Source organism: Bradyrhizobium sp. 4 (genome assembly GCF_023100905.1).
Classification (GTDB): Bacteria; Pseudomonadota; Alphaproteobacteria; order Rhizobiales; family Xanthobacteraceae; genus Bradyrhizobium.
The window spans coordinates 373,651-396,648 of sequence record NZ_CP064686.1 but is presented as its reverse complement, the minus strand read 5'-3'; the positions used below and the strand labels follow the sequence as shown (position 1 = coordinate 396,648).

Below are 22,998 nucleotides of genomic sequence, written 5' to 3'. Positions count from 1 at the left end.
GTGAGGGAAACGCGGATTGCCAGCCGCGCCGGGGGAATGGCCGCCCGTAGCGTCATGCATTGCGGCCGCGCCGCCCTACTCCACCAGCGCGAACTGCAGCAGCAGCGTGCGCTGGAGCATCGAGAAATTGTCGTCGGACACCAGCGTCAGCACGGTCTCGCCGTCGGCCGTGACGTGGGCGTCGATGCCTTCCATGTTGTCGATCTCATGGCCGAGATCGGCCTTGAACAGCACGGGGCCGTCGACCAATGCGCCCGGCGCGATCGATTTCAGGGGGATCGCACGGATGCGGATGTCGACGCCGGTGAACCATGAGAATTTGCGTTCGAGGATCAGGAGATCGCCCGAGGGCAGCAGCACGGCGTCGCTGATGAGCTGCTGGTCGGTGCGGCGAATGCTGAACTGGCCCGGCGTCGGGCCGCCTATCAAGAAGCCGATCAGATTGCCGTCGGCATCGAAGCCGCCCTCCGACAGCGCGATCAAGGTGCCCGCGAGCGGCTGCCCCTTTGGTAGGTCCCTGGGGACAAACACCAGCGCCTCGAGCCCTTTGTTGTAGGGCAGTTTGCGCACCGCGGGCGGCGTCGGCAGCACCTCGCCGCGGGCGCTTGTGCCGCCCTTCGAAAAATCGAACCGCATGATCTGGTTGACGCGCTCGAGCCCGACATAGACGAGGTCGCCGTCGCGCGCGAGCGCTTCGGTGTCGTACCACAGCCGCTTCTCCGTGATCGGCCGCCCCTCCGCATTGAGCACCGGCGCGGCCACGACGTCGTCGAGACCGGTCATGCTCCGCCCGGAATAGCGGATGCGACCGGTGAACCAGGTGCCCTGGTCGGAGACCGCGAGGAAGCGCTCGCCTTTGGTGTCGAGAAAGCGGAAGCCGGACAGGCCGCCGAAGCCGCGATGCGGCGAGGTCAGCACCAGGCCGCCGCGATAGTCCAGCGAACCGAACCGCGTGCGCGCGCGGTCGCGCGGCTCGAAATTGGGGATCGGCCGCGCGTTGACCTCGATGCCAACGGACGCGGCGACGGCGTGCTCGATAAGCGCCGGCTTCGGCGCAGGCTGCGCCTGCGCCAGGCGAGACAGTGCGAAAGTGGAAAATCCCGCCGCCGCGTGGCCGATAAAGCTGCGGCGGGATCGATGGTTGCTCACGAATGCAGTTTGCGTCGCGGGCGGCCGGCCGGTTGCGTGGGCGCGGTGTTGGTCTCGCTGAACAGTTCGGCGAGCTTTTCAGTGATGGCGCCGCCGAGCTCTTCGGCGTCCACGATCGTCACCGCGCGGCGATAATAGCGCGTCACGTCGTGGCCGATGCCGATCGCGATCAGCTCGACCGGCGAGCGGGTCTCGATCTCCTCGATGATGTGGCGCAGGTGCCGCTCGAGGTAGTTGCCGGGATTGACCGACAGCGTGGAATCGTCGACCGGCGCACCGTCCGAGATCATCATCAGGATCTTGCGCTGCTCGGGCCGGCCGAGCAGGCGCTTGTGCGCCCAGTCGAGCGCCTCGCCGTCGATGTTCTCCTTCAACAGCCCCTCGCGCATCATCAGGCCGAGATTCTTTCGCGCGCGACGCCACGGGGCGTCCGCCGACTTGTAGATGATGTGGCGGAGATCGTTGAGACGGCCCGGACTGGCCGGCTTGCCGGCGGCAAGCCACGCCTCGCGCGATTGCCCGCCCTTCCAGGCGCGCGTGGTGAAGCCGAGAATCTCGACCTTGACGCCGCAGCGCTCCAGCGTGCGGGCGAGGATGTCGGCGCAGGTCGCCGCGACCGTGATCGGGCGCCCGCGCATCGAGCCGGAATTGTCTAAGAGCAGCGTCACCACGGTGTCGCGGAACGTCGCCTCCTTCTCGTGCATGAAGGACAGCGGGTGATAGGGATCGGTCACTACGCGCGACAGCCGCGCCGGATCGAGAATGCCCTCTTCGAGATCGAACTCCCAGGCGCGGTTCTGCTGCGCCATTAGACGGCGCTGCAGCCGGTTGGCGAGACGCGCGACGATGCCCTGCAGATGCGCGAGCTGCTTGTCGAGATAGGCGCGCAGCCGCTCCAGCTCGTCATGGTCGCAGAGATCCTCGGCGGCGATGACCTCGTCGAACTTCGGCGCGAAGGCATGATATTCCGGCCCGCGCGGCTCGTTCTTGCCGTGCGAATTCGGCCGCGTCGCCTCACCCGGCGTCTCGTCGTCGCCGAGCTCGCCGTCGTCGAAGGTGTCGGAGGTCGAGGCCTGCGCGCTTTCCATCGCGCTCTCGCTCATCTCCTCGCTCGAGGCCTGCGCCTGGTCGGCGCTCATCTCCTGCGCAGCGTCGGAATCGGGCGAGCCCTCGGCGCCGGACTGATCGTTGTCGCCGTCCTGGTTCTCGTCGTTCTCGTCATTGTCTTCGCTGTCGGCGCTGCGCTCGTCGCCGATCTCGAGCGCCGTCAGCAGATCATGCACGGCATCGCCGAACCTAGTCTGGTCCTCGACCACGGTATCGAGCCGGTCGAGCCGCCTGCCGATCTTGTCTTCCAGGATGGGACGCCAGAGATCGACCATCTTCTTGGCGGCCGTGGGCGGCGCCATGCCGGTCAGGCGCTCGCGCACCAGCATCGCCAGCGCGTCGGCGAGCGGCGCGTCGGCGCGATCGGTGATCTCGTCGAACTTGCCGCGATGGAAATGGTCGTCGAGCATCGCGGTGAGGTTTTTCGCAACGCCCGCCATGCGCCGCGCGCCGATCGCCTCGACACGGGCCTGCTCCACCGCCTCGAACACGCCGCGCGCCTGCGGATTGCCCGGCATCAGCTTGCGATGCACCTTTGGATCATGACAGGCGAGCTTGAGCGCGATGGAATCGGCGTGGCCGCGCACGATCGCGGCATCACGCCTGGTCATCTTTCGCGCGGGTTCGGGCAGCCGCGCCTTGCCCGGCGCGAGCCCGGGACGCTCGGCGGCGAAGCTGACATCGAGCTCGGGCGCCTTGGCGATCGCCTTCAGGCAGGAGGCCACCGAGCGCTTGAACGGCTCGGTCGGGGCTTCCTTGGTGTTGCGGAACTTGGAGTTGGACGTGGTGCTCATCTCGATCTCACCGTCGTCCCGGCGAAGGCCGGGATCCATAGCCACCGACGGTTGTTGCGTCAGGGAAAACTATCAGCGTCGCTTCACCGAGAGACCTCGCGGCATGGGTCCCGGTCCCCGTGCGCAATTGCGCATTCGGCCGGGACCACACACCGAGAGAGATCAGCTGAGCGCCACGTTCACCGCCGATTCCGGCAGCTCCGCGTTGAAGCAGCGCTGGTAGAACTCGGCGACGAGGGGGCGTTCGAGCTCGTCGCATTTGTTGAGGAAGGTGACCCGGAACGCAAAACCAATGTCGCTGAAGATGTCGGCGTTCTCGGCCCAGGTGATCACCGTGCGCGGGCTCATCACCGTCGACAGATCGCCATTGGCGAACGCGTTGCGGGTGAGATCGGCGAGGCGAACCATCTTGTTGACGATGTCGCGGCCCTCCGTGGTGCGATAGTGCTTGGCCTTGGCCAGCACGATCTCCACTTCCTCGTCATGGCTGAGATAGTTCAACGTGGTGACGATCGACCAGCGGTCCATCTGGCCCTGGTTGATCTGCTGGGTGCCGTGATAGAGGCCCGAGGTGTCGCCGAGGCCGACGGTGTTTGCGGTCGAGAACATGCGGAATGCCGGGTGCGGCTTGATCACCTTGTTCTGGTCGAGCAGCGTCAGTCGGCCGGAGACTTCCAGCACGCGCTGGATCACGAACATCACGTCCGGACGGCCGGCGTCGTATTCGTCGAACACCAGCGCGACGTTGTGCTGGAGCGCCCAGGGCAGGATGCCGTCGCGGAATTCAGTGACCTGCTTGCCGTCGCGGACCACGATCGAGTCCTTGCCGACGAGGTCGATACGGCTGATGTGGCTGTCGAGGTTGACGCGCACGCAGGGCCAGTTCAGCCGCGCGGCGACCTGTTCGATATGGGTGGATTTGCCGGTGCCGTGATAGCCCGTGACCATCACGCGGCGGTTGTGCGCGAAGCCGGCGAGAATGGCGAGCGTGGTGGCGCGATCGAAGCGGTAATCGGAATCGACTTCGGGGACGTGAGGATCGACTTCGGAATAAGCGGGGACTTCGAGATCGCTGTCGATCCCGAACACCTGGCGCACCGACACCTTCATGTCGGGCAAACCGGAAACTTCCTCAACTTTGGACATCGCGGCGGTCGTCATCAATCCTCCGAGGTCCCGGGCGATCCCGAGACCAGTTATTGCACGTTGGCTGCGGCTGGGTGCGATCGCGAACCTATCAGAGACAACGTGCGGGCAGAAGCCCGCGACCCAATCAAAGTTCCGTTGTCTTTTCATTTAGATAGGCAAGGAACGCGATTTTTGGAAGGCTGCCCTGCGAATCACGCCTGAATTTCGGGCCAAGGGCGCGATCCTGCCCACGCGGGTGGCACTTTTACCGCCGCTTGTTACTTATGTAGGGTCCGAATGCAGGGCCCGAACCCCGAGGCCCAATCCCACCACAGAGACGACGTGACGTCCTTTCTCGATCCCCTCATTTCATTCGTCTCGGCCCATGCGTGGCTGGCCTATCTGACCCTGTTCCTGGCGGCCCTGCTGGAGGCGGTTCCGGTGGTGGGGTCTGTGATCCCCGGCTCGACCATCATCCTGGCGCTAAGCGCCCTGGTCCCGGGCGGCGAGCTTAGGCTGCAATGGGTGTTGCTGGCGGCAGCCCTCGGCGCAGTGCTCGGCGACGGTTCAGCCTACTGGATCGGCCACCGGCAGCAACGGGAGATCCTCAACACCTGGCCGTTGACCAATTATCCGCGCGTGGTCGAGCAGAGCGAGAATTTCTTCCACCGCTTCGGCACCTGGGCGGTGTTCTTCGCCCGCTTCGTGCCGCCGATCCGTGCCTTCGTCCCGGTCACCGCGGGCGCGCTGGGCATGCCCCCGGCCCGCTTCTATGCCATCAACATCCCGGCGATCCTGGTCTGGGCGCCGGCGCATGTGCTGCCGGGTGTTTTGGCGGTCTCAGTGCTGCACGAATATGCCGGGCTGCACCACCATGGACATGTCGGCAAGCACATCTGGATCCTGACCGTGATCGGCGTCGCGATCGTTCTGGGCCTGGCGGTCTGGATCTATCGCCGCCGGAATGGCGGCGGCGTCGCGGTGGCGAAGCCGCGAGGGTGATCTATCCAAGCACACCACCCTCATCCTGAGGACCTGCCAACGACGGGCGTCTCGAAGGATGGCCGCGGGCGACAGCGGGGCCTGCATGGTTCGAGACGCGCGTTCCGCGCTCCTCACCAGAGGTTTTTTGATCATCCTTTGGAATCCGCAACCCCCGCCCTCCGCCCCGGCGCAGGCCCGACATACCTTGCCCGCGGCCTGATCAGCTTGCCGTGCTGTAATTGCTCGCTCGCATGAGCGATCCAGCCGACGCTGCGGGCCATCGCGAACAAGGCGAGCTCGCTGCCTGCGGGCAGGCGCAACGCGTGCACGAGCACCGCGAGCGCGTAATCGATGTTGACGAGCTCGCCGGTCGCCTCCGCGATCCGCTCGGGCACTTCCTTGGTGAATTTGCGCGGCGCGCCGGCGCGGGCCAGGGCATTCAGGAGCGACTGCGCGCGCCGATCGCCCCGCTTGTAGACGCCGTGACCGAAGCCGGCAAAGCGTTCGCCGAGCGCGACGCGTTCGCGGACCATTGGCTCGACGTCACGATCCACCAGCGCCTTGACGAGCTGCGAGGCGAGCACGCCGGCGCCGCCGTGCTTCGGTCCCTTCAGCGCGGCGAGGCCGGCGATGACGGAATCATAAAGATTGAGGCCGGTGGAGGCCGCGCAGCGCGCGGTGAAGGTGGACGCGTTCAACTCATGCTCGGCGAGCAGAACCAGCGCGCGACGTATCAGATCGGCCGCGTGCTTGTTGTCGGGCGCCCAGGCCCTCGCGATCTGCTGATGTAGCGGCTCGGCGGACGGCTCCGTGTTGAGCATGGTCGCGACCAGGAGCCGGACGATGCGCGCACCGACCATGGCGCGGCCATCCGGTGCACGCGTGAACGCGCGGGGATCGGCGCTCGATGCGAGCGCCAGCACGGCAATGGCGCGATCGATCGGTGCCGCCCGGCGCGCGGCCTGCGCGATCAGGCGCATCTCATCGGACATCGCAGGCTGATTATCCGGCGCGAACGGATCGACGCCGGAGACGTCCCACAGAAGCGTCGCCGTGTGCTCCAGCGTGTCGTTTTCGGCGAGATCGACGCAATTGACACCGCGATAGATCGCGCCGTCCTCGGTGATGGTGGAGATTTCCGTGTCCATGACCGGCAGATCGGCATCGAAGCTGCGCAGGCCGCGCGGCTCCGGCGACGGCACCCGGCGCTCCTTCAGCGCCCGGACGTCCTCGGCGCGATAGCGGTTCTTGCGCGAGTCCGGCGTCGGCTCGGAGCGGACCAGGCCGCGGCTGACATAGGCGTAGAGCGTGGCCGGCGAGATCGCGAGCTCGGCGGCGGCTTCCCGGGCGGAGAGGTAAAGCCCCTCGGAATTTTTCATATTGATTTATATAATCAAGATTGATCAATCTGTCGAGAGGCCCGACCTTTGGCTGGTGCAAAGGAGATTTGGGCCATGAACATCCACCTCACCAAGAGCCAGATCGGGCTGGACGGCGTTCCCGCGGCCGAAACCGTGCTGAGCCATGTCGACGGCGAGCGCGGCGAGTTGATCATCGCCGGCGAGCATGTCGGCCGATTGGCGAGTCAGTCGAGCTTTGAGGGCGTCACCGCCCGGCTCTGGAACGGCGCCAGCACGACCACGCTGAGCGAAGCCAATGTGCGCGCGAGCCTCGGCGCGGCACGCGAGCGCGCCTTCGCGCGGCTGGATGAACTGCTGCCGGCAACGCGCGGCATGGGCGTCGTCGACGGGTTTCGCGCGGCGGTCGCGGGACTTCGCGCCGAGCACGGCCTAGCCCATGAGGCGACGATCGTAGGCGCATTCCCGGTAATTGCGGGCGCGCTCGTCCGCCGCGCTAGGGGTCTCGATCCCGTGGCGCCAGATCCGAACGCGAGCCACGCCGCCGATACGCTTCGCATGCTGCACGGACGCGCGCCCGAACCACGCGAGGTCACGGCGCTGGACGCCTATCTCGTCACCGCCAGCGACCACGGCATGAACGCCTCGACCTTCACCGCGCGCGTGGTGGCCTCGACGCAGGCTGACCTGTTTGCCGCCGTCACCGCCGGCTATTGCGCGCTGACGGGTCCGCTGCATGGCGGCGCGCCGGAGCCCGTGCTGGAAATGCTCGACGCCATCGGCTCGCGCGAGCGCATCCAGCCCTGGGTGGATGCGGCACTCGCCCGCGGCGAGCGGATGATGGGTTTTGGTCACCGCGTCTATCGCGTGCGCGATCCGCGCGCCGACGTGCTCAAAACCGCGATCGAGGCGCTGGCCGCGGACGGCGCCGACCTGTCCTTTGCCGGCGAGGTGGAGGCCTACATCCGCAGCGCGCTGCGCAAGAAGAATCCGGACCGGCCGCTGGAGACCAATGTCGAGTTCTTCACCGCGATCCTGCTCGATGCGCTGGCGATCCCGAGGCAGGCCTTCACGCCGATCTTCGCGGTGGCGCGCGCCGCCGGCTGGACCGCGCATGCGCGCGAGCAACAGCGGACGGGGCGGCTGATCCGGCCGAGCTCGTCATATATGGGGGCGATGCCGAAGGCGTGATGAAACGTAGCCTGGATGGAACGGCGTTCTTTCCCTCTCCCCTTGTGGGAGAGGGTGGCTCGCCGCGCAGCGGCGAGACGGGTGAGGGGTTCTCTCCCCGCACAATCCCTTGCATTGGAATTTGAGGAAGCAACCCCTCATCCCGCGCTTCGCGCCACCTTCTCCCACAAGGGGAGAAGGGAAGACAGTGGCGCGGCCTCAGGCCTCGCGCACCACGGTCTTCAGATAATTATACGCCTTGATGATTTCGATCAGGCGATCCTCGGTGGAGCGGTCGCCGCCGTTGGCGTCGGGGTGGTGCTGCTTCACCAGCGCCTTGTACTTGGACTTGACGTCGGCGAGGGTGGACTCGGGGCCGAGGCCCATCACCTGGAGCGCCTTGCGCTCGGCGTTCATGATCTTGCGCGTCTCGGCCTTGGGCGCGGCCTGCGGGCCGGCGCGCCAGCCGGTTCGGCCGTTGAGCTCCTGGAACATGCTGAACGGATCGAAGGCACCGTCGATCTCGGCCTCGGCGCCTTTCTTGACGCCGCCATTGGCGCCCATCTTCCAGGTCGGACGATGACCGGTCAGCGCATCTTTCTGATAGCGTGCGACAGCGTCGGCATTCATGCCGGAGAAGAAATTGTAGTTCTGGTTGTACTCGCGCACATGATTCAGGCAGAAGTGCCAGTACTCACGCTGATTGTCGCGACCCTTGGGCGCACGATGCGCGCCCTTGTTCTGACACCCGGTCCATTCGCAATTGACCACGGCGTCGCGCGGCTTCACTTCCGGCTGCTTGCCTTTCGGCTTGATCCGGATGGAGTCGAAGAACTTTGATGAATCGATCGGCATGGCTGACTTTGACTACGCAATGCAAAAACCTTCAAGTCTTGACATTGCAATTAGCTGAAAAGCATAGCCGAAACTATGCTGAGGCGTCCTTGAACGACCGCCAGAGGCGGCCTATGCAATACGGAGAGCGATCTCGCACCGTAATGACCCAGATGGCCATCAGAGACACTATCAGCAACAAGTTGCAGGAAGCTTTCACGCCGGAAAGCCTGCAAGTCGTCGACGAGTCACATTTGCATGAGGGCCACGCCGGCCATCGGCCGAGCGGCGAGACGCACTTCCGCGTTTATATTGTGTCTTCCGCCTTCAAAGGGAAGAGCCGGGTTGATCGGCACCGCATGATAAATTCGGCGCTCGCCGCGGAACTCTCCGGCAGCGTGCACGCACTGGCGATCCACGCGCAAGCGCCGGGAGAAGGCGGGAGCTAGCTCGCCGATACGGCTGTCATGCCCGCGAAGGCGGGCATCCAGTACTCCGAGGCGACGCGGCTAGAATCGAGCCGCTGCGGCGTACCGGATCGTCCGCCCCAGTGCGCAAGCGCGCACAAGGCGGACGATGACAGCTACCGCGTCAAAACGACGTCCCGGCCCGCCGCCGCTTGGCTTCCTCCATCTCCGTCTCGCGCGGCACCGGTGAAATACGGAGTGCTGTGATGCGGTTGCGTTCGCGGCGGAGGACGCGGAAGCGGAAGCCGTGAAAGGTGAAACTCTGACCTCGGTCGGGAATCGAGCGCGCCTCGTGAATGACGAGGCCGGCGACCGTCGTTGCCTCTTCGTCAGGCAGGTGCCAGTCCATGGCGCGGTTGAGGTCGCGGATCGGCACCGAGCCGTCGACGACGACCGAGCCGTCCGGCTGGGCGCGCACGCCCGCGACCACGACATCATGCTCGTCGGAGATGTCGCCGACGATCTCTTCCAGAATGTCCTCCAGCGTCACGAGACCTTCCACTTCGCCGTACTCGTCGACGACCAGGGCGAAATGGGTCTTGCGGCGGCGGAACGCCTTGAGTTGCTCGGAGACGGGCCGCATCTCGGGCACGAACCACGGCGGCAGCGCGATGGTGGAGACGTCGATGCGCGAGGTCTCGCCGTCGGCCGCGCGAATCGCGCGCAGCAAATCCTTGGCGTGGAGCACGCCGATGATGTTTTCCGGCTTCTCGCGCCACAGCGGAATGCGGGTGTATTCGGCCGCCAGCACCTCGCGCACCAGATCCTCCGGCGGCAGGTCGGCGTTGATCATCGTCATCTCGGTGCGATGGATCATGACGTCGGAGACCTGGAGCTCGCGCAGATCGAGCAGCCCGCCGAGCATGTCGCGGTCGTGCTTCTCGAACTTGCCTTCATGGTGCAGCAGGTCGACCGCGCCGCGGAGGCGCTCGGTCGGCGACAGGATCGCCTGGTGCTCGCCGGCAAGGCCAAACAGGCGCATCAACAGCCGCACGATGACTTCCACGATCCGCAGCAGCGGCCCCAGCACGTACATCGTCAGCCGCATCGGGCGTGCCACCGCCAGCGCCATGCGGTCGGGCGCGTTGATCGCAATGGTCTTGGGCAGCACCTCGGCGAAGATCACGACCAGCGCGGTCATCAAGCCGGTGGCATAGAGCACGCCGACGTCGCCGAACCAGGCCGTGAAGATGCTGGTGGCCAGGGCGGATGCACTGATATTGGCGATGTTGTTGCCGAGCAGCAGCGCGCCGATCAGGCGCTCGCGCATGTCGAGCAGCTGCGAGACCACGTCGGCGTCGCGATTACCCTGCTTGGAGAGCCGCAGCATGCTGGCGCGCGAAGCGCCGGTCAGCGCCGTCTCGCTCGCGGCGAAGAAGCCGGAGACGAGCAGGCAGAGAATGACGATGGTGAATCCGAGCCAATCCATGAACCACTCTGGTTTCTTGTTTTGACGCGTTTTCTAGACGCGAACCGGTACCCACTTCGCTCGAAAACGCTTTAGCGCCGTTCAACCGCGTGTCACGCCTTGTGGGCGAGCTTGTCCTTGAGGAAGTCGCGCACCGGAGCCGGTTCGACGTTCTTCGCGACGACGGCGCGTCCCACAGCCTCCAGCAGGATGAAGGTGAGCTTGCCGCGCACGACCTTCTTGTCCTGCGCCATCAGCGCCATCAGCGCGTCGGCATCGGCAAGCCCCTCCTGCGCGAAGCCCGCGATGTCCTGCAAGCGCGTCGGCAGGCCTGCCTCAACGAGGTGACGCTCGACGCGCGTCGCATCCGCTTCGCCGATCATGCCGAGCTTCGCCGAAAACTGCGCCGCCAGCGTCATGCCGATCGAAACGCCCTCGCCGTGAAACAGGCGGTCGGAGAAGCCGGTCGCGGCTTCCAGCGCATGGCCGAACGTATGGCCGAGATTGAGCAGCGCGCGCTCGCCGGTCTCGCGCTCGTCGCGCGAGACCACGCCGGCCTTGGCGCGGCAGGAGGTCGCGATCGCATGCTCGCGCGCCGAACCGCCTTTGGAGATGTCGGAATGGTTCTTCTCGAGCCAGGCGAAGAAGGCCTCGTCGCCGAGCACGCCGTATTTGGCGACCTCGGCATAACCGGCGCGGAATTGCCGGGGCGACAGCGTGTCGAGCACGGCGGTGTCGGCAATCACCAGCACCGGCTGGTGGAAGGCGCCGAGCAGATTCTTGCCCTGCGGCGAGTTGATGCCGGTCTTGCCGCCGACGGAGGAATCGACCTGCGCCAGCAGCGAGGTCGGCACCTGCACGAAATCGACGCCGCGGCGCAGGATCGCCGCTGCAAAGCCGGCGAGATCGCCGACCACGCCGCCGCCGAGCGCGATGACGAGATCGTTGCGCTCGATTTTCGCGGCGATCAGGGCTTCGCTGACCTTTTCGAGACCGGCATAGGTCTTCGAGATCTCGCCTTCCTCGACGACGATGCGCGATGTCGCAATGCCGCTGGCTGCGAGCGAGGCCTCGGCGGGTTCGAGCCAGTATTTCGCGACGGTGCGATCCGTCACGATCGCGGTGCGCACGCCGGGGCGCAGGCGCGCGACGCGTTCGCCGAGCGAAGCCAGAACGCCGCGGCCGATGACGATGTCATAGGCGCGATTCTCCAGCGCGACCTCGACGTTGACAGGATCGGAATGTTTCAAAGGCGCGGTCATCGTGCGGCACTCGCGACGTCGGCTGGTGGCGGGGACGCCCGTTCGCCGCAAAGATGCGCGCGTAGCGTCTCGATGGTCTCCTCAACGATCTTGTCGTGCGGCACGTCGCGCGAGGCGATGGTGAGATCGGCATGGCCGTAGACCGGCTCGCGCTCGGTGAGCAGGCGCGTCACCGTTCCTTCGGGATCGGCGGTCTGGAGCAGCGGACGGTCGGCGCGCCGGCGCACGCGGCGCATGATGACGTCATGATCGGCCTTGAGCCAAATCGAGATCGCCTTCGCCGCGATCCGGCTCCGCGTCTCCTCGCGCATGAAGGCGCCGCCGCCGGTCGCCAGGACGATGGGGCCGCCGTCGAGCAGACGCGCGATCACGCGGGCCTCGCCGTCACGGAAATGCGGCTCGCCGTGGCGCTCGAAGATTTCCGGTATGGTCATGCCGGCCGCGGCCTCGATCTCGGTGTCGGCATCGACGAAGGGCAGCTTGAGCCTGAGAGCCATGCGGCGGCCGATGGTGGATTTGCCCACCCCCATCATGCCGACGAGCACGATCGAGCGCGTCCCCAGCGCCGACAGGATGTCGGCCTCGGGCGAAGCTTGGATCGGCAACGCGGCGTCGGGCATTTGTCTCGCTCGAATGGGTCTCGCTCGATCTGCCGCCAAAGGCGGCATCCTTTGGCCACCTATACGACCCCAAAGGGGGCCTCGCCAGAGGACTCTTGCCACGAAACGGCGAACGTGTTGGATGATTTCATTGGTTAATTTGCCCGCCAAGCCGCTGACCGAGACCCTCTCCGAGATCCTGCCGATGCCCAGCCTGTTCCGCTTCCTGACGGTCGTCGCCGTGATCGCCGGCATCGTCTACGGCGTGGTCTTCGCGCTGGCGAACTTCGTCAATCCCAAGCCGCGGGAAATGACGGTGACGATCCCGCCGGACAAGTTTCTCAAGAAATAGATGCTGATTGCGCGGGTCGGCTGGCTTGCAGATGCCATCTCAGCGCTTGGCGCAGCAGACGCAGAAACAGTCGCGTATTTTCGACGAGGTCCTGGCCTCCGAGTTGCGCGTGCTTGATACCTTCCATCGCGGCGACAATGACGGCACCAAGTTCTGCGGGCGTGGAGTTCAGATCATCCAGAGTGATGGCGCCAGTTGCCTGCGCCTCGGTTAGTCCGCGGGAAAGCAGAGCCACCAGTTGGGCGCGCGCCGCCAGCGTAATGTCTCTGGCCAGAGCCATATTGGTGTCGAACAGTTCCGACGCATCGGCGCTGCCGGCGAACGGCACGATCAAGTCGCGCTGGAAGATACCAATCGCCAGCTCGATCCGGCTGAAGATATCGCCATTGCCTGCGAGCGCTGCTTCGACGTTGCGCATCGTCCTGGCATGCGCCCGCGCCGACCCGGCCCGGAACAATTCCTCCTTGCTGCCAAAGCTCAGATAGAGCGCCGCGCGCGAGATGCCGGAGGCTCGTGCGATGTCGGCCATCGATGTTTTGCGAAAGCCGTGACGCACGAACACCGGAAGCGCCGCGTCGAGAATCGCTGCAGATTTTTGATCACTCTCTTTCATTTAGACAAATTGACAGACTGCGTCTAATCCGTCAAATACACGTTAGACGCTCTCTGTCCAAGTGTCTAATCCGGCAATTCCCGCCGCCAAAAGGATTGAAAACATGAAGTTCTCACTGAATGACCCGCCCGGCGCGACGGTGCTCGTCACCGGCATTGGCGGGTTTCTCGGCGAACATATTGCAAGACAATTGCTGACAGGCGGCTACCGGGTACGCGGCACGATCCGCAGCCTTGCCACCTGCGATCGGGTCAGGAGCCAGCTTTGCAGTGCTATTCCCGCCGGCGCCGACACACTCAGTTTTACGCAGGCTGACCTTTGCTCCGACGACGGATGGCATGCCGCACTCGAGGGATGCCGCTATGTCATTCATACGGCTTCGCCCTTTCCGGCAGGATTGCCGGACGACGCGAACGATTTGATCAGGACCGCAAAAGACGGCGCGCTGCGGGTGCTGAGCGCGGCCCATCGCGCCGGTGTCGCGCGGGTGGTGCTGACATCTTCGATCGCAGCCACCAATCACGGCAGCGGCCAGGCTCCCTATACCGAGAGCGACTGGACTGATCCGACAAGCGCGCGGGCGACGCCGTACTACAGATCGAAAACGCTGGCCGAGCAAGCTGCGTGGAGCTTCGCCAGGAAGAGCGGCCTCGACTTGACGGTGATCAACCCAGGCATGATTTTCGGACCGCTGCTCGGCCCGCAATACGGCACCTCGGTCGGGCTAATCCAGGAAATGATGAGCGGCAAGCTGAAACGTGTCCCGCGCTTTGGCTTTGCAGTCGTGGACGTGCGCGATGCGGCCGACGCCCATGTCCGCGCGATGACCTGTCCGGAGGCGTCCGGAGAGCGCTTCATCGTCGGCGGTGGTTTCTTCTGGCTGCGCGAACTGGCCGCGGTGCTGGCGAAGTCGTTCCCCGCCTATGCGGCTCATCTGCCTCGCGGCGACGTGCCGAACTGGATCGTGAGGGCGATGGCGCCGTTCAGCGGGCGTTCGCGCATGATCGTCCACGAACTCGATCGCGATCTCAGCATCAGTGCAGCCAAAGCCCGTCGCGTGTTGAACTGGAGAGCCCGGCCCGACGAGGACTGCATCCGCGCCAGCGCACAAAGCCTGATCGACTATCGGTTGATCGCACCGGCGTAGACGGACAGGACGGATCCTGCGCATTCGGATCAACCCGAGGGTTGCACCGTCACAATGCCTCCTAACCCCCTTCCAGAATTGGACAACCCTGATGCCAACGCACACCAATGACACGGACTCTTCACCGGAAGCCGAAGCCATCCGCAACACCGAACGGGCCCGGCTTCGCGCCTTGGTCGCCGGCGACACGGACGCGGCGGGGCCGCTTCACGCGCCGGAGTTCCAGTTGATCACGCCGATCGGGATGCCACTCTCCAAGGACGAATATCTCGCAGCAATCGTGACTGGTCAGATCAAATATCTCGGCTGGGAACCGGGCCCCATTGCGGTACGGCAGCAGCAAAATGGCTATGCTGTCATCCGCTATCGTGCCAGGCTCGAGATCGTGTTCAGCGGCCACAGGGTTGCCCCCGGCGATTACTGGCACACCGACACTTACGAACATCGTGACGGACGATGGATGGTGGTCTGGTCGCAGGCCACAGCGATCAGTCAAATGCCGTAGCCCTTCGGAGGCGGCGTTCGGACGGGTTGAAAACGTTCGCGCGGGCGATTCCGGATAAGTTTCTCAAGAAATAGAAGCTAGGCTGCCGGGCATGCGTGCCAGATCTTCCGCCAGCAAGCCCTCGGACACAAAACTCACCGGCCTGTTCCTCGACATGCTCGCGGCGGAACAGGGCGCCGGCCCCAATACGCTCGATGCCTATCGCCGCGACCTCACCGACTTCTCCGAGTTTCTCGGCCGCGTCGGCCATGCATTCGCGGACGCGGAAACACAGACGCTGCGCGACTATCTCGCCGATCTCGACACGCGCGGCTTCAAGTCCACCAGCGTCGCGCGACGGCTATCAGCGATGCGGCATCTCTATCGCTTCCTCTTGAACGAACGCATCAGAACCGACGATCCCGCGGCGATCCTGTCCGGGCCGAAGCGCGGCCGCGGCCTTCCGAAGGTGCTGTCGATCGCGGATGTCGACCGCATGCTCCGCCGCGCCAAGGAATTGAGCGAGGCGGAGGCTGCCTCGCCCTCGAAACGGCTGCGCGCCCTGAGACTCTATTGCCTGCTCGAGGTGCTCTACGCCACCGGCTTGCGCGTCTCCGAGCTGGTGGCGCTGCCGCGCACGGCCGCGAAGCGCGACGCCCGCATGATCGTGGTGCGCGGCAAGGGCAACAAGGAACGGCTGGTGCCGCTCAACGAGGCCTCGCGCCAGGCCATGGCCGATTATCTCGCGGCGACGGAGGCCGCCAAGGACAACAACAAGACCGACAAGAAGAACAGCGTGGCGGCCTCGAAATGGTTGTTCCCCTCGTTTGGCGAGAGCGGGCATCTGACGCGGCAGCATTTTGCCCGCGATTTGAAGGAGCTCGCGGTCGCTTCGGGCCTGCAGGCCCGGCTGGTCTCCCCCCACGTGCTGCGCCACGCCTTCGCCAGCCACCTGCTTCACAACGGGGCCGATTTGCGCATCGTGCAGACGCTGCTCGGCCATACCGACATCTCGACCACCCAGATCTACACCCACGTGGTCGAGGAGCGGCTGAAGAGCCTGGTCCGCGACCTGCACCCGCTGGCGGAGAAGTAGGTCTGGCGCGTCGCCCCGCTACAGGCCAAGGCCGAAACCGCCTTGACTTCGGCCACATCTCCGCAGAAAGAGCCGGGGCCTCACGATGATTGGCCTGCGCTGGTTGCGAACACACAAGCCAACTCATTGACGGACCTACATTTCTTTCCACGACATCGAATCCGCTTCGCCGCCTCGCCCCGTCCTCCCTATATTGAGTTGATGCCAGACCAGATGCGCAGCTATCTCGATTTCGAAAAGCCCGTCGCCGAGCTCGATTCCAAGCTCGATGAACTGCGGACGCTTGCGGCCTCCGGCAGCGACATTGCCGAGGAGATCGGGCGGATCGAGGACAAGGCGGCGCAGGCGATGGCCGACCTCTATCTGAACCTGACGCCGTGGCAGAAGACGCTGGTCGCGCGGCATCCGCAGCGGCCGCATTTCAACGACTTCATCAAGGGCCTGATCACCGAGTTCACCCCGCTCGCCGGCGACCGCAAGTTCGGCGAGGACGAGGCGCTGGTGGCCGGCTTCGGCCGCTTCCGTGGCGAGGCCATCTGCGTGATGGGCCAGGAAAAGGGCGATTCCACCGAGAGCCGCATCAAGCATAATTTCGGCATGGCGCGGCCCGAGGGCTATCGCAAATGCGTGCGGCTGATGGAGATGGCCGAGCGGTTCGGCCTGCCGGTGCTGTCGCTCGCCGATTCCGCCGGCGCCTATCCCGGCATCGGTGCGGAAGAGCGCGGCCAGGCCGAGGCGATCGCGCGCTCGACCGATGCCTGCATGGCACTGACCGTGCCGAACGTCGCCATCATCACCGGCGAGGGCATGTCGGGCGGCGCCATCGCCATCACCACCGCCAACAAGGTCCTGATGCTGGAGCACGCGATCTACAGCGTGATCTCGCCCGAGGCCGCGTCCTCGATCCTCTGGCGCGACGGCTCCAAGGCGCAGGAAGCCGCCAACAACATGAAGATCACGGCACAGGACATGCTCCGCTTCGGCGTGATCGACAGCATCCTGAAGGAGCCGGTCGGCGGCGCCCATCGCGACCCCGCCGCCATGATCGCCACCACGGGCGATGCCATCGCCAAGGCCTTCGACGAACTCCGGGGCCTCGACGGTGACGCCATTCGCAAGCATCGGCGGCAGAAATTCCTCGATATCGGCCGGAAACTGGGCTGATTCGGGCGGTTTGGGACCCGTTGGACGCGTTACCCTCCGCCGTCGTCCAGGCTTTCGCCAGGACGACGCTGGATTTGAGGCCGGCCAAGCCCCGCAGGCGTCCGGTAACCCCGCGTTAACCCTTTTTTTGCCCAAATCAGCGATCTCTGTACCGGTTTGGCCGCGAGGCCCAAGTTACGGCCCAGTTTAAGTCTTCGTTGACCACGCCTTTGGGCCAACGGGCTCGTGATCTCCGTTCGGGTTGCGACCACATGACCCAGAGGTTAGAATTTTAATCAATGGCTTCAGGGCATAAGCGCTGGAGCGTGATTGCGAAAAAGCCCGTCGCGACGGGTCCCGGTCTCCGGTCGGATCATGCTTCAAGATTGGGGTTTGCGCGCGCTGCCCTGGACGGTGTGGGGTCCATCTTGATTTCTCGTTCGCTTGCTCGCGCGTTTCTGGTTTCGGTGGCGCTTGCCGCCAGCTTTGTGCTGGCCGGCTGCGATACTGACCAGGTTTCGCTTGCGACCAATGCCAAGGCCAACCAGCCGGTGCCGCCAAAGCTTCTCGCCGCGATGGTCGAGAAGAACATGGATCTGCAATCACCTATCCTGGTGCGCCTGTTCAAGCAGGAGGCCGAGCTCGAGGTCTGGAAGCAGACCCGCAACGGCCAGTTTGCGCTGCTCAAGACCTATCCGATCTGTCGCTGGTCGGGCGACCTCGGCCCGAAGGTCCGCGAAGGCGACCGCCAGGCGCCGGAAGGATTCTACTCGATCAATCCGGGCCAGATGAATCCGCAGTCGGCGTATTATCTGTCGTTCAACACGGGCTATCCGAACGCGTTCGACAAGGCTTTGGGCCGCAGCGGCTCGCAGCTGATGGTGCATGGCGATTGTTCGTCGCGCGGCTGCTACGCGATGACGGACGAGCAGATCGCCGAGATCTATTCGCTCGGGCGCGAATCCTTCTTCGGCGGCCAGAAGGCGTTCCAGCTGCAAGCCTATCCGTTCAAGATGACCCCGGTGAACATGGCCAAGCACCGGAACAATCCGAACATGCCGTTCTGGAAGATGATCAAGGAAGGCTATGATCATTTCGAGGTGACGCGGCAGGAGCCGAAGGTCGATTTCTGCGAGAAGAAGTACGTGTTCGACGCGGCGAAGGCGCCTGACGCCAAGCGCGATCCGGTGTTCGACGCGTCCGCGAAATGTCCGGCCTATGTGGTCCCCGAGGAGATCGTCAGCGCCGTGCGCGAGAAGGATGCGCGCGACCAGGCTGAGTACAACAAGCTGGTTTCGCGCGGTACGCCCGTTGCGCGCATGAACACCGGTATCGACGGCGGCATGAACAAGATCTTCGCCGCGAAGATTCCGGAAGGCTCGACCGGCCTGTCGGAGGGCGCCGAAGGCACCACCTTGCAGATGCTGGCGATGGCGAAGGCGCCGGGCACGATCCCTGGACACGTCAATCCGCCGAAGCCGAATCTCGATGCAGCCGCGCCCTTACCGCAGGAAGAGCCGGTCGTCGCCGTCAGCGCGCCCGCCGCCAACGCCCGCGTCGCCACCGCAGCTGCGCCTGAGAAATCCGGCTTCTTCTCCAACCTCGGCCGCAAGATGGGCATGGGCAACGCCGACGCCACGGCAACCACGCCTCCGTCGCAGGCCACGGCATCCGTCGCTCCGGCCGCGACGACCACGACACCGCCGACCGCAGCGTCCCGGCTGAAGGCCGCGGTGACCCGGTTCGTACCGGGTCGCGACACGTCCAAGGATGCAGCGAAGGATGCGCCGAAGCCGGCTGTTGCCGCAGCCAAGCCCGCCGAACCTGCGAAGCCCGATACCCGCCTCGCGGCGACGCGCCCGACGCTGAAGCCGTCGGTGTCGGATGGCGCGGGTGAAGCGACCCAGATCATGGGCGCCGCGCCGGTCGTGCAGTCGAACTCGTTCGACAGCCGGTTTGGGGCGGTGAAGTAAGCGGGCGCTCCGCTTAATCTGTCCGATCCATCCCAGCCTGACGCCGTCATTCCCCGCGAAGGCGGGGAATCCAGTATTCCAGAGGCACCCCATATCGATCGAGAAGCTGCGGCGTACTGGATGCCTCGCCTTCGCGGGGCATGACAGCCGAGTTCGGTGTGAGAGCGACGCGCTTCACGCGCGCTCTCCTACGGTGCCAGATACCGCAGCAGCTCCGGATTGCCCCTCACCTCGCCTGCCTCGCCTTGTAGCGCGACGCGGCCGCGGTCCAGCACGTAGGCGTAATCGGCGACGCGGAGCGCGAGGTCGAGGTGCTGCTCGACGATGATGACGGCGATGGTTTTCGCGAGGTCGATCAGGCGCTCGGTAATCTCCTCGATGACGCCGATCCAGACGCCTTCGGTCGGCTCGTCGAGCAGAAGCAGTTTTGGATCGCCCAGCATGGCGCGGCCGATGGCGAGCATCTTGCGTTCGCCGCCGGACAGCGTGCCGGCGGGCTGGTCGAGGCGCTGGCCGAGCTTTGGGAATATGGTCAGCACGTGGTCGACCGCGTCGGCTTTTCTGCTCGCGAGCGAGCCGACCGCGAGATTGTCGCGCACCGACAGGCGCGCGAACACCGAATGCTCCTGCGGCACGTAGCCGATGCCGGCGCGCACGCGCTCCTGGGTCGCGCGGCGGCTGATATCGCGGCCATCGAAGGCGACCTCGCCCTTCCACGCCGGCAGCTCGCCGACGATGGTCTTCATCAGCGTGGTCTTGCCGGCGCCGTTGCGGCCCAGCACGGCGACGCCGCCGCGCCAGGGAATGCCGAGGTTGACGTCGAACAGGACCTGGCTGCGGCCATAGCCGGCGTCGAGATGCTTGATGTCCAAAAATTCAGGCACGGCGCAAATAGATCTCCTGGACGGCCTTGTTGGCCTGGATTTCCGATACCGTGCCGGATGCCAGCACCTTGCCCTGGTCGAGCACGGTGAGGCGATCGCAGATGTCGCGGATGAAATCGAGGTCGTGCTCGACGATGACGAGCGAGCAATGCTTTTTGATCGGCTGCAACAGTTCGCCGGTGACGCGGCGCTCCTCCAGGCTCATGCCGCCGGTGGGCTCGTCCAGCAGCAGAAGCTTCGGCTTGCAGGCAAGCGCCATCGCGATCTCCAGCCATTGCTGCTGGCCGTGCGACAGCGCCGCGGCCGCATCGAAAGCGCGGCCGGCAAGGCGAAATTGCGTCAGCATGGTCATGACCTGATCGTGCAGGAGCCCGCGCGTGCGCGAGAACACGAGATCGAACAGCGAGGACTGCGCCTGCAGCGCGAGCAGGATGTTGTCATAGAGCGTCAGCGTCGGCAGCACACTGGTGATCTGGAATTTCAGGCTCATGCCGGCGCGGGCACGTTCGGTCGGCGTGAACGCGGTGATGTCGGTGTTGATGAAACTCACCTTGCCCTGCGTCGGCACCTCGGCGCCGGCAATGCACTTCATCAGCGTGCTCTTGCCGGAGCCGTTCGGGCCGATCAGGCCGTGAAACTCGTTCTCGCCGACGGTCAGCGCGGCGCCATCGAGCGCGGTGAGCTTCCCGAAGATCTTCTTGACGCCGGTGGCTTCAAGGAGCGGCATCGCGCTTCTCCTTCCCGGTCTTCCTGGATTTCCCACCAAAGCTGCCGACCCGCTCGCGCTCGCCGAGCACGAAACTGATCAGGCCGAGCGGCCGGAACAGGATCACGAGCAGGAGCAGCACGCCAAGGATGATCGGCCAGACCTCGCGGTAATTGTCCGAGAGCCAGAAGCTGACGCCCTCGACGATGACGGCACCGATGACGGCGCCGATCAGCGTGCCGGAGCCGCCGAACAGCACATAGAGCACGACTTGCGTCGAGACCACGACGCCGACCATGTTGGGCCAGACGAAACCTTCGTGGAAGGCGTAAAGGCTGCCGGCAAGACCCGCCACCGCGCCGCCGATCGCGAAGATGATCGCCTTGAGGTGCTGTGCCTTGTAGCCGAAAAAGGCGATGCGCTGCTCGTTCTCGCGCAATCCCGCGAGCGCCAACCCGAACTGCGAGCGCACCAGAAAACGGCAGAGGAGATAGACCACAACGAGAAGGCCAAGCACGAGATAATAGAACGGCGGCCCTTCCGAGAACTCGTAACTGCCGAGCGTCATCGACGAGATCGAGGGGATGCCGTTCTGGCCGCCGAGATAGTACCAGCCGCGCGCGAGCCGGTCGGCGGCGTAGGATCCGGTCAGCGTGCCCAGCGAGACGAAGATCACGCTGGAGGGATGCCGTCCCAGCAGCAGGAAGCCGCCCAGCAGCAGCGCAAAGGTGAGGCCGATGATGGTGCCCGCAGGCAGCACGAGGAAGATGTTGGTGATGTTGAGGTCGCGCGCGAGCAGCGCCACGCCATAGCCGGCCGAGCCGAAAAACAGCGCCTGGCCGAAGCTCATGATGCCGGCATAGCCCCACACCAGGTCGAACGACAGCGCGAACAGCGCGAGGATGATCACACGCGTCGCGAACACCGTGAGGTAGTCCTGCAGCACCAGCGGGGCGAGCAGCGCCGCGGCGAGCACGACGCCCTCCACGATCGGCAAGACCTTTCGGCCCGAAGCGGCTTGCTTCGTTGGTCCGTGCTCAGTCATGGCGACGTCCGCCTCCCCGCCGATCTCGGCGGGGATCGCCTGTTTCACTGCGCTCATCGACTTCAGCATTCCGGCTTAACACTCCTTGGGGTCGACGAGCCCGTCGCTGCGTCCGACGATCTCGTAATTCCCGCCCTTGGCGACCGCGGTGTACATCTTCATCTTGCAGTGCCGCTTGCCCGGGACCATCTCGGCCGGTCCACCCGGGCCCTCGGCGATCTTGGCGTGGTCGAGCGTAGCCGCGACCGACTCGCGGTCGATCTTGCCGGCTTCCTTGACGGCGGCTTCCCACAGCTTCAGCCCGCGATAGGTGCCGGTGGCGGCGCTGCCGGCGGCGAACAGGAAGTTGCCCGGGAAATCCTTCTCGTAGGCGGCCTGGATTTTTGCGTCGAACGGGTTCTCCTTGGTCAGCACCTTGAAATAGTCGAGACAGCTGGCGAGACCCTCGATCTCGGCGGCCTGATTGATGTTGAGCGTGTTCTCGTCATAGTAGACGCAAGCCAGCCGTCCGCCGTTCTTGAGGAAGCCGGCTTCATAAAGCTGCTTGAAGAACGGGCCGACGCCCGGCGGGATGACGGTGTTGAAGACGACGTCGACCTTGTTGGAGATGATGCGGTTGACGGTCGAGGAGAAGTCGACCTGGTCGAGCGGATAGTATTCCTCGAACACGACCTCGCCGCCATTGGCCTCGATCACCTTGCGGGCATAGACGTTGAGCGTGTGCGGCCAGACGTAGTTGGCGCTCGGCAGCGCGAACTTCTTGCCGCCGTTCTTGATCAGCCAGGGAATGAACTCGTCGCACTGCTGCGCCGGCGTCGGTCCGGTGCAGAACAGATAGGGCGTGCACTCCTTGCCTTCGTAGAGCTGCGGATAGATGTAGAGCGTCTTGCCGCGCGCGACGATCGGGTCCTTGATCGCGTTGCGCATCGACGAGGTGATGCCGCCGAGCACCATGTCGACCTTGTCGCGCTGGATCAGCTTGCGGACGTTGCCGACCGCGACGGATTCGTTCGAGGCGGTGTCCTCGATGTAGAGCTCGAGCGGGCGGCCGAGCAGACCGCCGCCGGCGTTGATCTCCTTGATCACCATCTTGGCGACGTTGGCGTCGGCATTGCCGGCATAGGCGATCGGCCCCGTGAGGTCGGTGGCGATACCGACCTTAATCGGGGCCTCGGCCGCATTGGCCCAGGGCGCCGGGATCACCCAGCTGCCGACGCCGGTTGCGACCGCGCCGGAGGCAAAGGCGAAATTCGAGAGGAAGCGGCGGCGGGAGAGCTGAGTGCGATCGAACATGT

Annotated in this window: 22 protein-coding genes; 9 read left to right on the top strand and 13 right to left on the bottom strand. The window is 65.0% G+C overall.

Annotated features, from left to right (window positions below; translation table 11 throughout):
• Positions 1 to 75: 75 nt before the first annotated feature.
• The 3 genes from IVB45_RS01865 to cobS form a co-directional block, all read right to left on the bottom strand.
• Complete coding sequence (locus IVB45_RS01865; protein WP_247363065.1) at positions 76 to 1,149, bottom strand: esterase-like activity of phytase family protein; 1,074 nt, start codon at positions 1,147 to 1,149, stop codon at positions 76 to 78.
• Positions 1,146 to 3,050 (bottom strand): cobaltochelatase subunit CobT, encoded by a 1,905-nt coding sequence (gene cobT, locus IVB45_RS01860; RefSeq protein WP_027567980.1) that lies wholly within the window; start codon positions 3,048 to 3,050, stop codon positions 1,146 to 1,148. Before cobT ends, IVB45_RS01865 begins: the two co-directional genes overlap by 4 nt.
• Before the next feature lie 162 nt (positions 3,051 to 3,212).
• Positions 3,213 to 4,211 carry a cobaltochelatase subunit CobS gene (gene cobS / locus IVB45_RS01855; RefSeq protein WP_007599232.1) on the bottom strand — a complete coding sequence of 333 codons (999 nt, stop codon included), beginning with the start codon at positions 4,209 to 4,211 and terminating at the stop codon, positions 3,213 to 3,215.
• Between the two features lie 309 nt (positions 4,212 to 4,520).
• Between cobS and IVB45_RS01850 the strand changes: the two genes are divergently transcribed.
• Positions 4,521 to 5,180, top strand: coding sequence for a DedA family protein (locus tag IVB45_RS01850; RefSeq protein ID WP_027567981.1), 660 nt, complete (start codon positions 4,521 to 4,523; stop codon positions 5,178 to 5,180).
• A 131-nt stretch (positions 5,181 to 5,311) separates the two neighbouring features.
• Here IVB45_RS01850 and IVB45_RS01845 read toward each other — a convergent pair whose 3' ends face one another.
• On the bottom strand, positions 5,312 to 6,541 hold the full coding sequence (locus tag IVB45_RS01845; RefSeq protein WP_247363067.1) for a citrate synthase family protein: 1,230 nt from the start codon (positions 6,539 to 6,541) through the stop codon (positions 5,312 to 5,314).
• Between the two features lie 75 nt (positions 6,542 to 6,616).
• On the opposite strand from IVB45_RS01845, the gene IVB45_RS01840 reads away from it, so the two are divergent.
• A complete protein-coding gene (locus IVB45_RS01840; protein ID WP_247363069.1) occupies positions 6,617 to 7,711 on the top strand; it encodes a citrate synthase/methylcitrate synthase in 1,095 nt (364 codons plus the stop codon).
• A 198-nt stretch (positions 7,712 to 7,909) separates the two neighbouring features.
• On the opposite strand, the gene IVB45_RS01835 is transcribed toward IVB45_RS01840, so the two are convergent.
• Positions 7,910 to 8,545, bottom strand: coding sequence for a DnaJ domain-containing protein (locus IVB45_RS01835; RefSeq protein WP_027515160.1), 636 nt, complete (start codon positions 8,543 to 8,545; stop codon positions 7,910 to 7,912).
• Positions 8,546 to 8,697: 152 nt separating this feature from the next.
• On the opposite strand from IVB45_RS01835, the gene IVB45_RS01830 reads away from it, so the two are divergent.
• Entirely contained in the window at positions 8,698 to 8,973 is a 276-nt protein-coding gene (locus IVB45_RS01830; RefSeq protein WP_026232423.1) for a BolA family protein, read from the top strand.
• 142 nt (positions 8,974 to 9,115) lie between these two features.
• Here IVB45_RS01830 and IVB45_RS01825 read toward each other — a convergent pair whose 3' ends face one another.
• From IVB45_RS01825 to IVB45_RS01815, 3 genes are all read right to left on the bottom strand, one after another.
• A complete protein-coding gene (locus tag IVB45_RS01825) occupies positions 9,116 to 10,420 on the bottom strand; it encodes an HlyC/CorC family transporter (protein ID WP_007599226.1) in 1,305 nt (434 codons plus the stop codon).
• A gap of 92 nt (positions 10,421 to 10,512) precedes the next feature.
• Complete coding sequence (gene aroB / locus IVB45_RS01820; RefSeq protein WP_247363071.1) at positions 10,513 to 11,661, bottom strand: 3-dehydroquinate synthase; 1,149 nt, start codon at positions 11,659 to 11,661, stop codon at positions 10,513 to 10,515.
• Positions 11,658 to 12,281, bottom strand: a complete 624-nt coding sequence (locus IVB45_RS01815) for a shikimate kinase (RefSeq protein ID WP_247363073.1) — start codon at positions 12,279 to 12,281, stop codon at positions 11,658 to 11,660. The genes aroB and IVB45_RS01815 overlap by 4 nt, the downstream gene beginning before the upstream one ends.
• A gap of 184 nt (positions 12,282 to 12,465) precedes the next feature.
• Between IVB45_RS01815 and IVB45_RS01810 the strand changes: the two genes are divergently transcribed.
• Positions 12,466 to 12,612 carry a hypothetical protein gene (locus IVB45_RS01810; RefSeq protein ID WP_035669499.1) on the top strand — a complete coding sequence of 49 codons (147 nt, stop codon included), beginning with the start codon at positions 12,466 to 12,468 and terminating at the stop codon, positions 12,610 to 12,612.
• Here IVB45_RS01810 and IVB45_RS01805 read toward each other — a convergent pair.
• Positions 12,602 to 13,225, bottom strand: a complete 624-nt coding sequence (locus tag IVB45_RS01805) for a TetR/AcrR family transcriptional regulator (protein ID WP_247363075.1) — start codon at positions 13,223 to 13,225, stop codon at positions 12,602 to 12,604. The two genes, IVB45_RS01810 and IVB45_RS01805, sit on opposite strands and share 11 nt — an antisense overlap.
• A gap of 103 nt (positions 13,226 to 13,328) precedes the next feature.
• Between IVB45_RS01805 and IVB45_RS01800 the strand changes: the two genes are divergently transcribed.
• From IVB45_RS01800 to IVB45_RS01780, 5 genes are all read left to right on the top strand, one after another.
• Positions 13,329 to 14,372, top strand: coding sequence for an aldehyde reductase (locus IVB45_RS01800; RefSeq protein ID WP_247363077.1), 1,044 nt, complete (start codon positions 13,329 to 13,331; stop codon positions 14,370 to 14,372).
• Positions 14,373 to 14,463: 91 nt separating this feature from the next.
• Positions 14,464 to 14,877 (top strand): nuclear transport factor 2 family protein, encoded by a 414-nt coding sequence (locus tag IVB45_RS01795; protein WP_247363078.1) that lies wholly within the window; start codon positions 14,464 to 14,466, stop codon positions 14,875 to 14,877.
• A 91-nt stretch (positions 14,878 to 14,968) separates the two neighbouring features.
• Positions 14,969 to 15,952: a site-specific tyrosine recombinase XerD gene (gene xerD / locus IVB45_RS01790; RefSeq protein WP_247363079.1), complete on the top strand. Its 984-nt coding sequence runs from the start codon at positions 14,969 to 14,971 to the stop codon at positions 15,950 to 15,952.
• Positions 15,953 to 16,153: 201 nt separating this feature from the next.
• Positions 16,154 to 17,116, top strand: coding sequence for an acetyl-CoA carboxylase carboxyltransferase subunit alpha (locus IVB45_RS01785; RefSeq protein ID WP_007599220.1), 963 nt, complete (start codon positions 16,154 to 16,156; stop codon positions 17,114 to 17,116).
• A gap of 407 nt (positions 17,117 to 17,523) precedes the next feature.
• Positions 17,524 to 19,068, top strand: a complete 1,545-nt coding sequence (locus IVB45_RS01780) for a murein L,D-transpeptidase family protein (RefSeq protein WP_247363080.1) — start codon at positions 17,524 to 17,526, stop codon at positions 19,066 to 19,068.
• Between the two features lie 188 nt (positions 19,069 to 19,256).
• Here IVB45_RS01780 and IVB45_RS01775 read toward each other — a convergent pair whose 3' ends face one another.
• Genes IVB45_RS01775 through IVB45_RS01760 form a run of 4 tightly spaced genes read right to left on the bottom strand, consistent with a single transcriptional unit; the run spans position 19,257 to position 22,996 of the window.
• On the bottom strand, positions 19,257 to 19,952 hold the full coding sequence (locus tag IVB45_RS01775) for an ABC transporter ATP-binding protein (RefSeq protein ID WP_247363081.1): 696 nt from the start codon (positions 19,950 to 19,952) through the stop codon (positions 19,257 to 19,259).
• Complete coding sequence (locus tag IVB45_RS01770) at positions 19,945 to 20,679, bottom strand: ABC transporter ATP-binding protein (RefSeq protein ID WP_027567990.1); 735 nt, start codon at positions 20,677 to 20,679, stop codon at positions 19,945 to 19,947. The genes IVB45_RS01775 and IVB45_RS01770 overlap by 8 nt, the downstream gene beginning before the upstream one ends.
• Positions 20,666 to 21,772 (bottom strand): branched-chain amino acid ABC transporter permease, encoded by a 1,107-nt coding sequence (locus tag IVB45_RS01765; RefSeq protein ID WP_247363082.1) that lies wholly within the window; start codon positions 21,770 to 21,772, stop codon positions 20,666 to 20,668. Before IVB45_RS01765 ends, IVB45_RS01770 begins: the two co-directional genes overlap by 14 nt.
• Positions 21,773 to 21,778: 6 nt before the next feature.
• Positions 21,779 to 22,996 (bottom strand): substrate-binding protein, encoded by a 1,218-nt coding sequence (locus IVB45_RS01760; RefSeq protein ID WP_247363083.1) that lies wholly within the window; start codon positions 22,994 to 22,996, stop codon positions 21,779 to 21,781.
• Positions 22,997 to 22,998 lie beyond the last annotated feature (2 nt).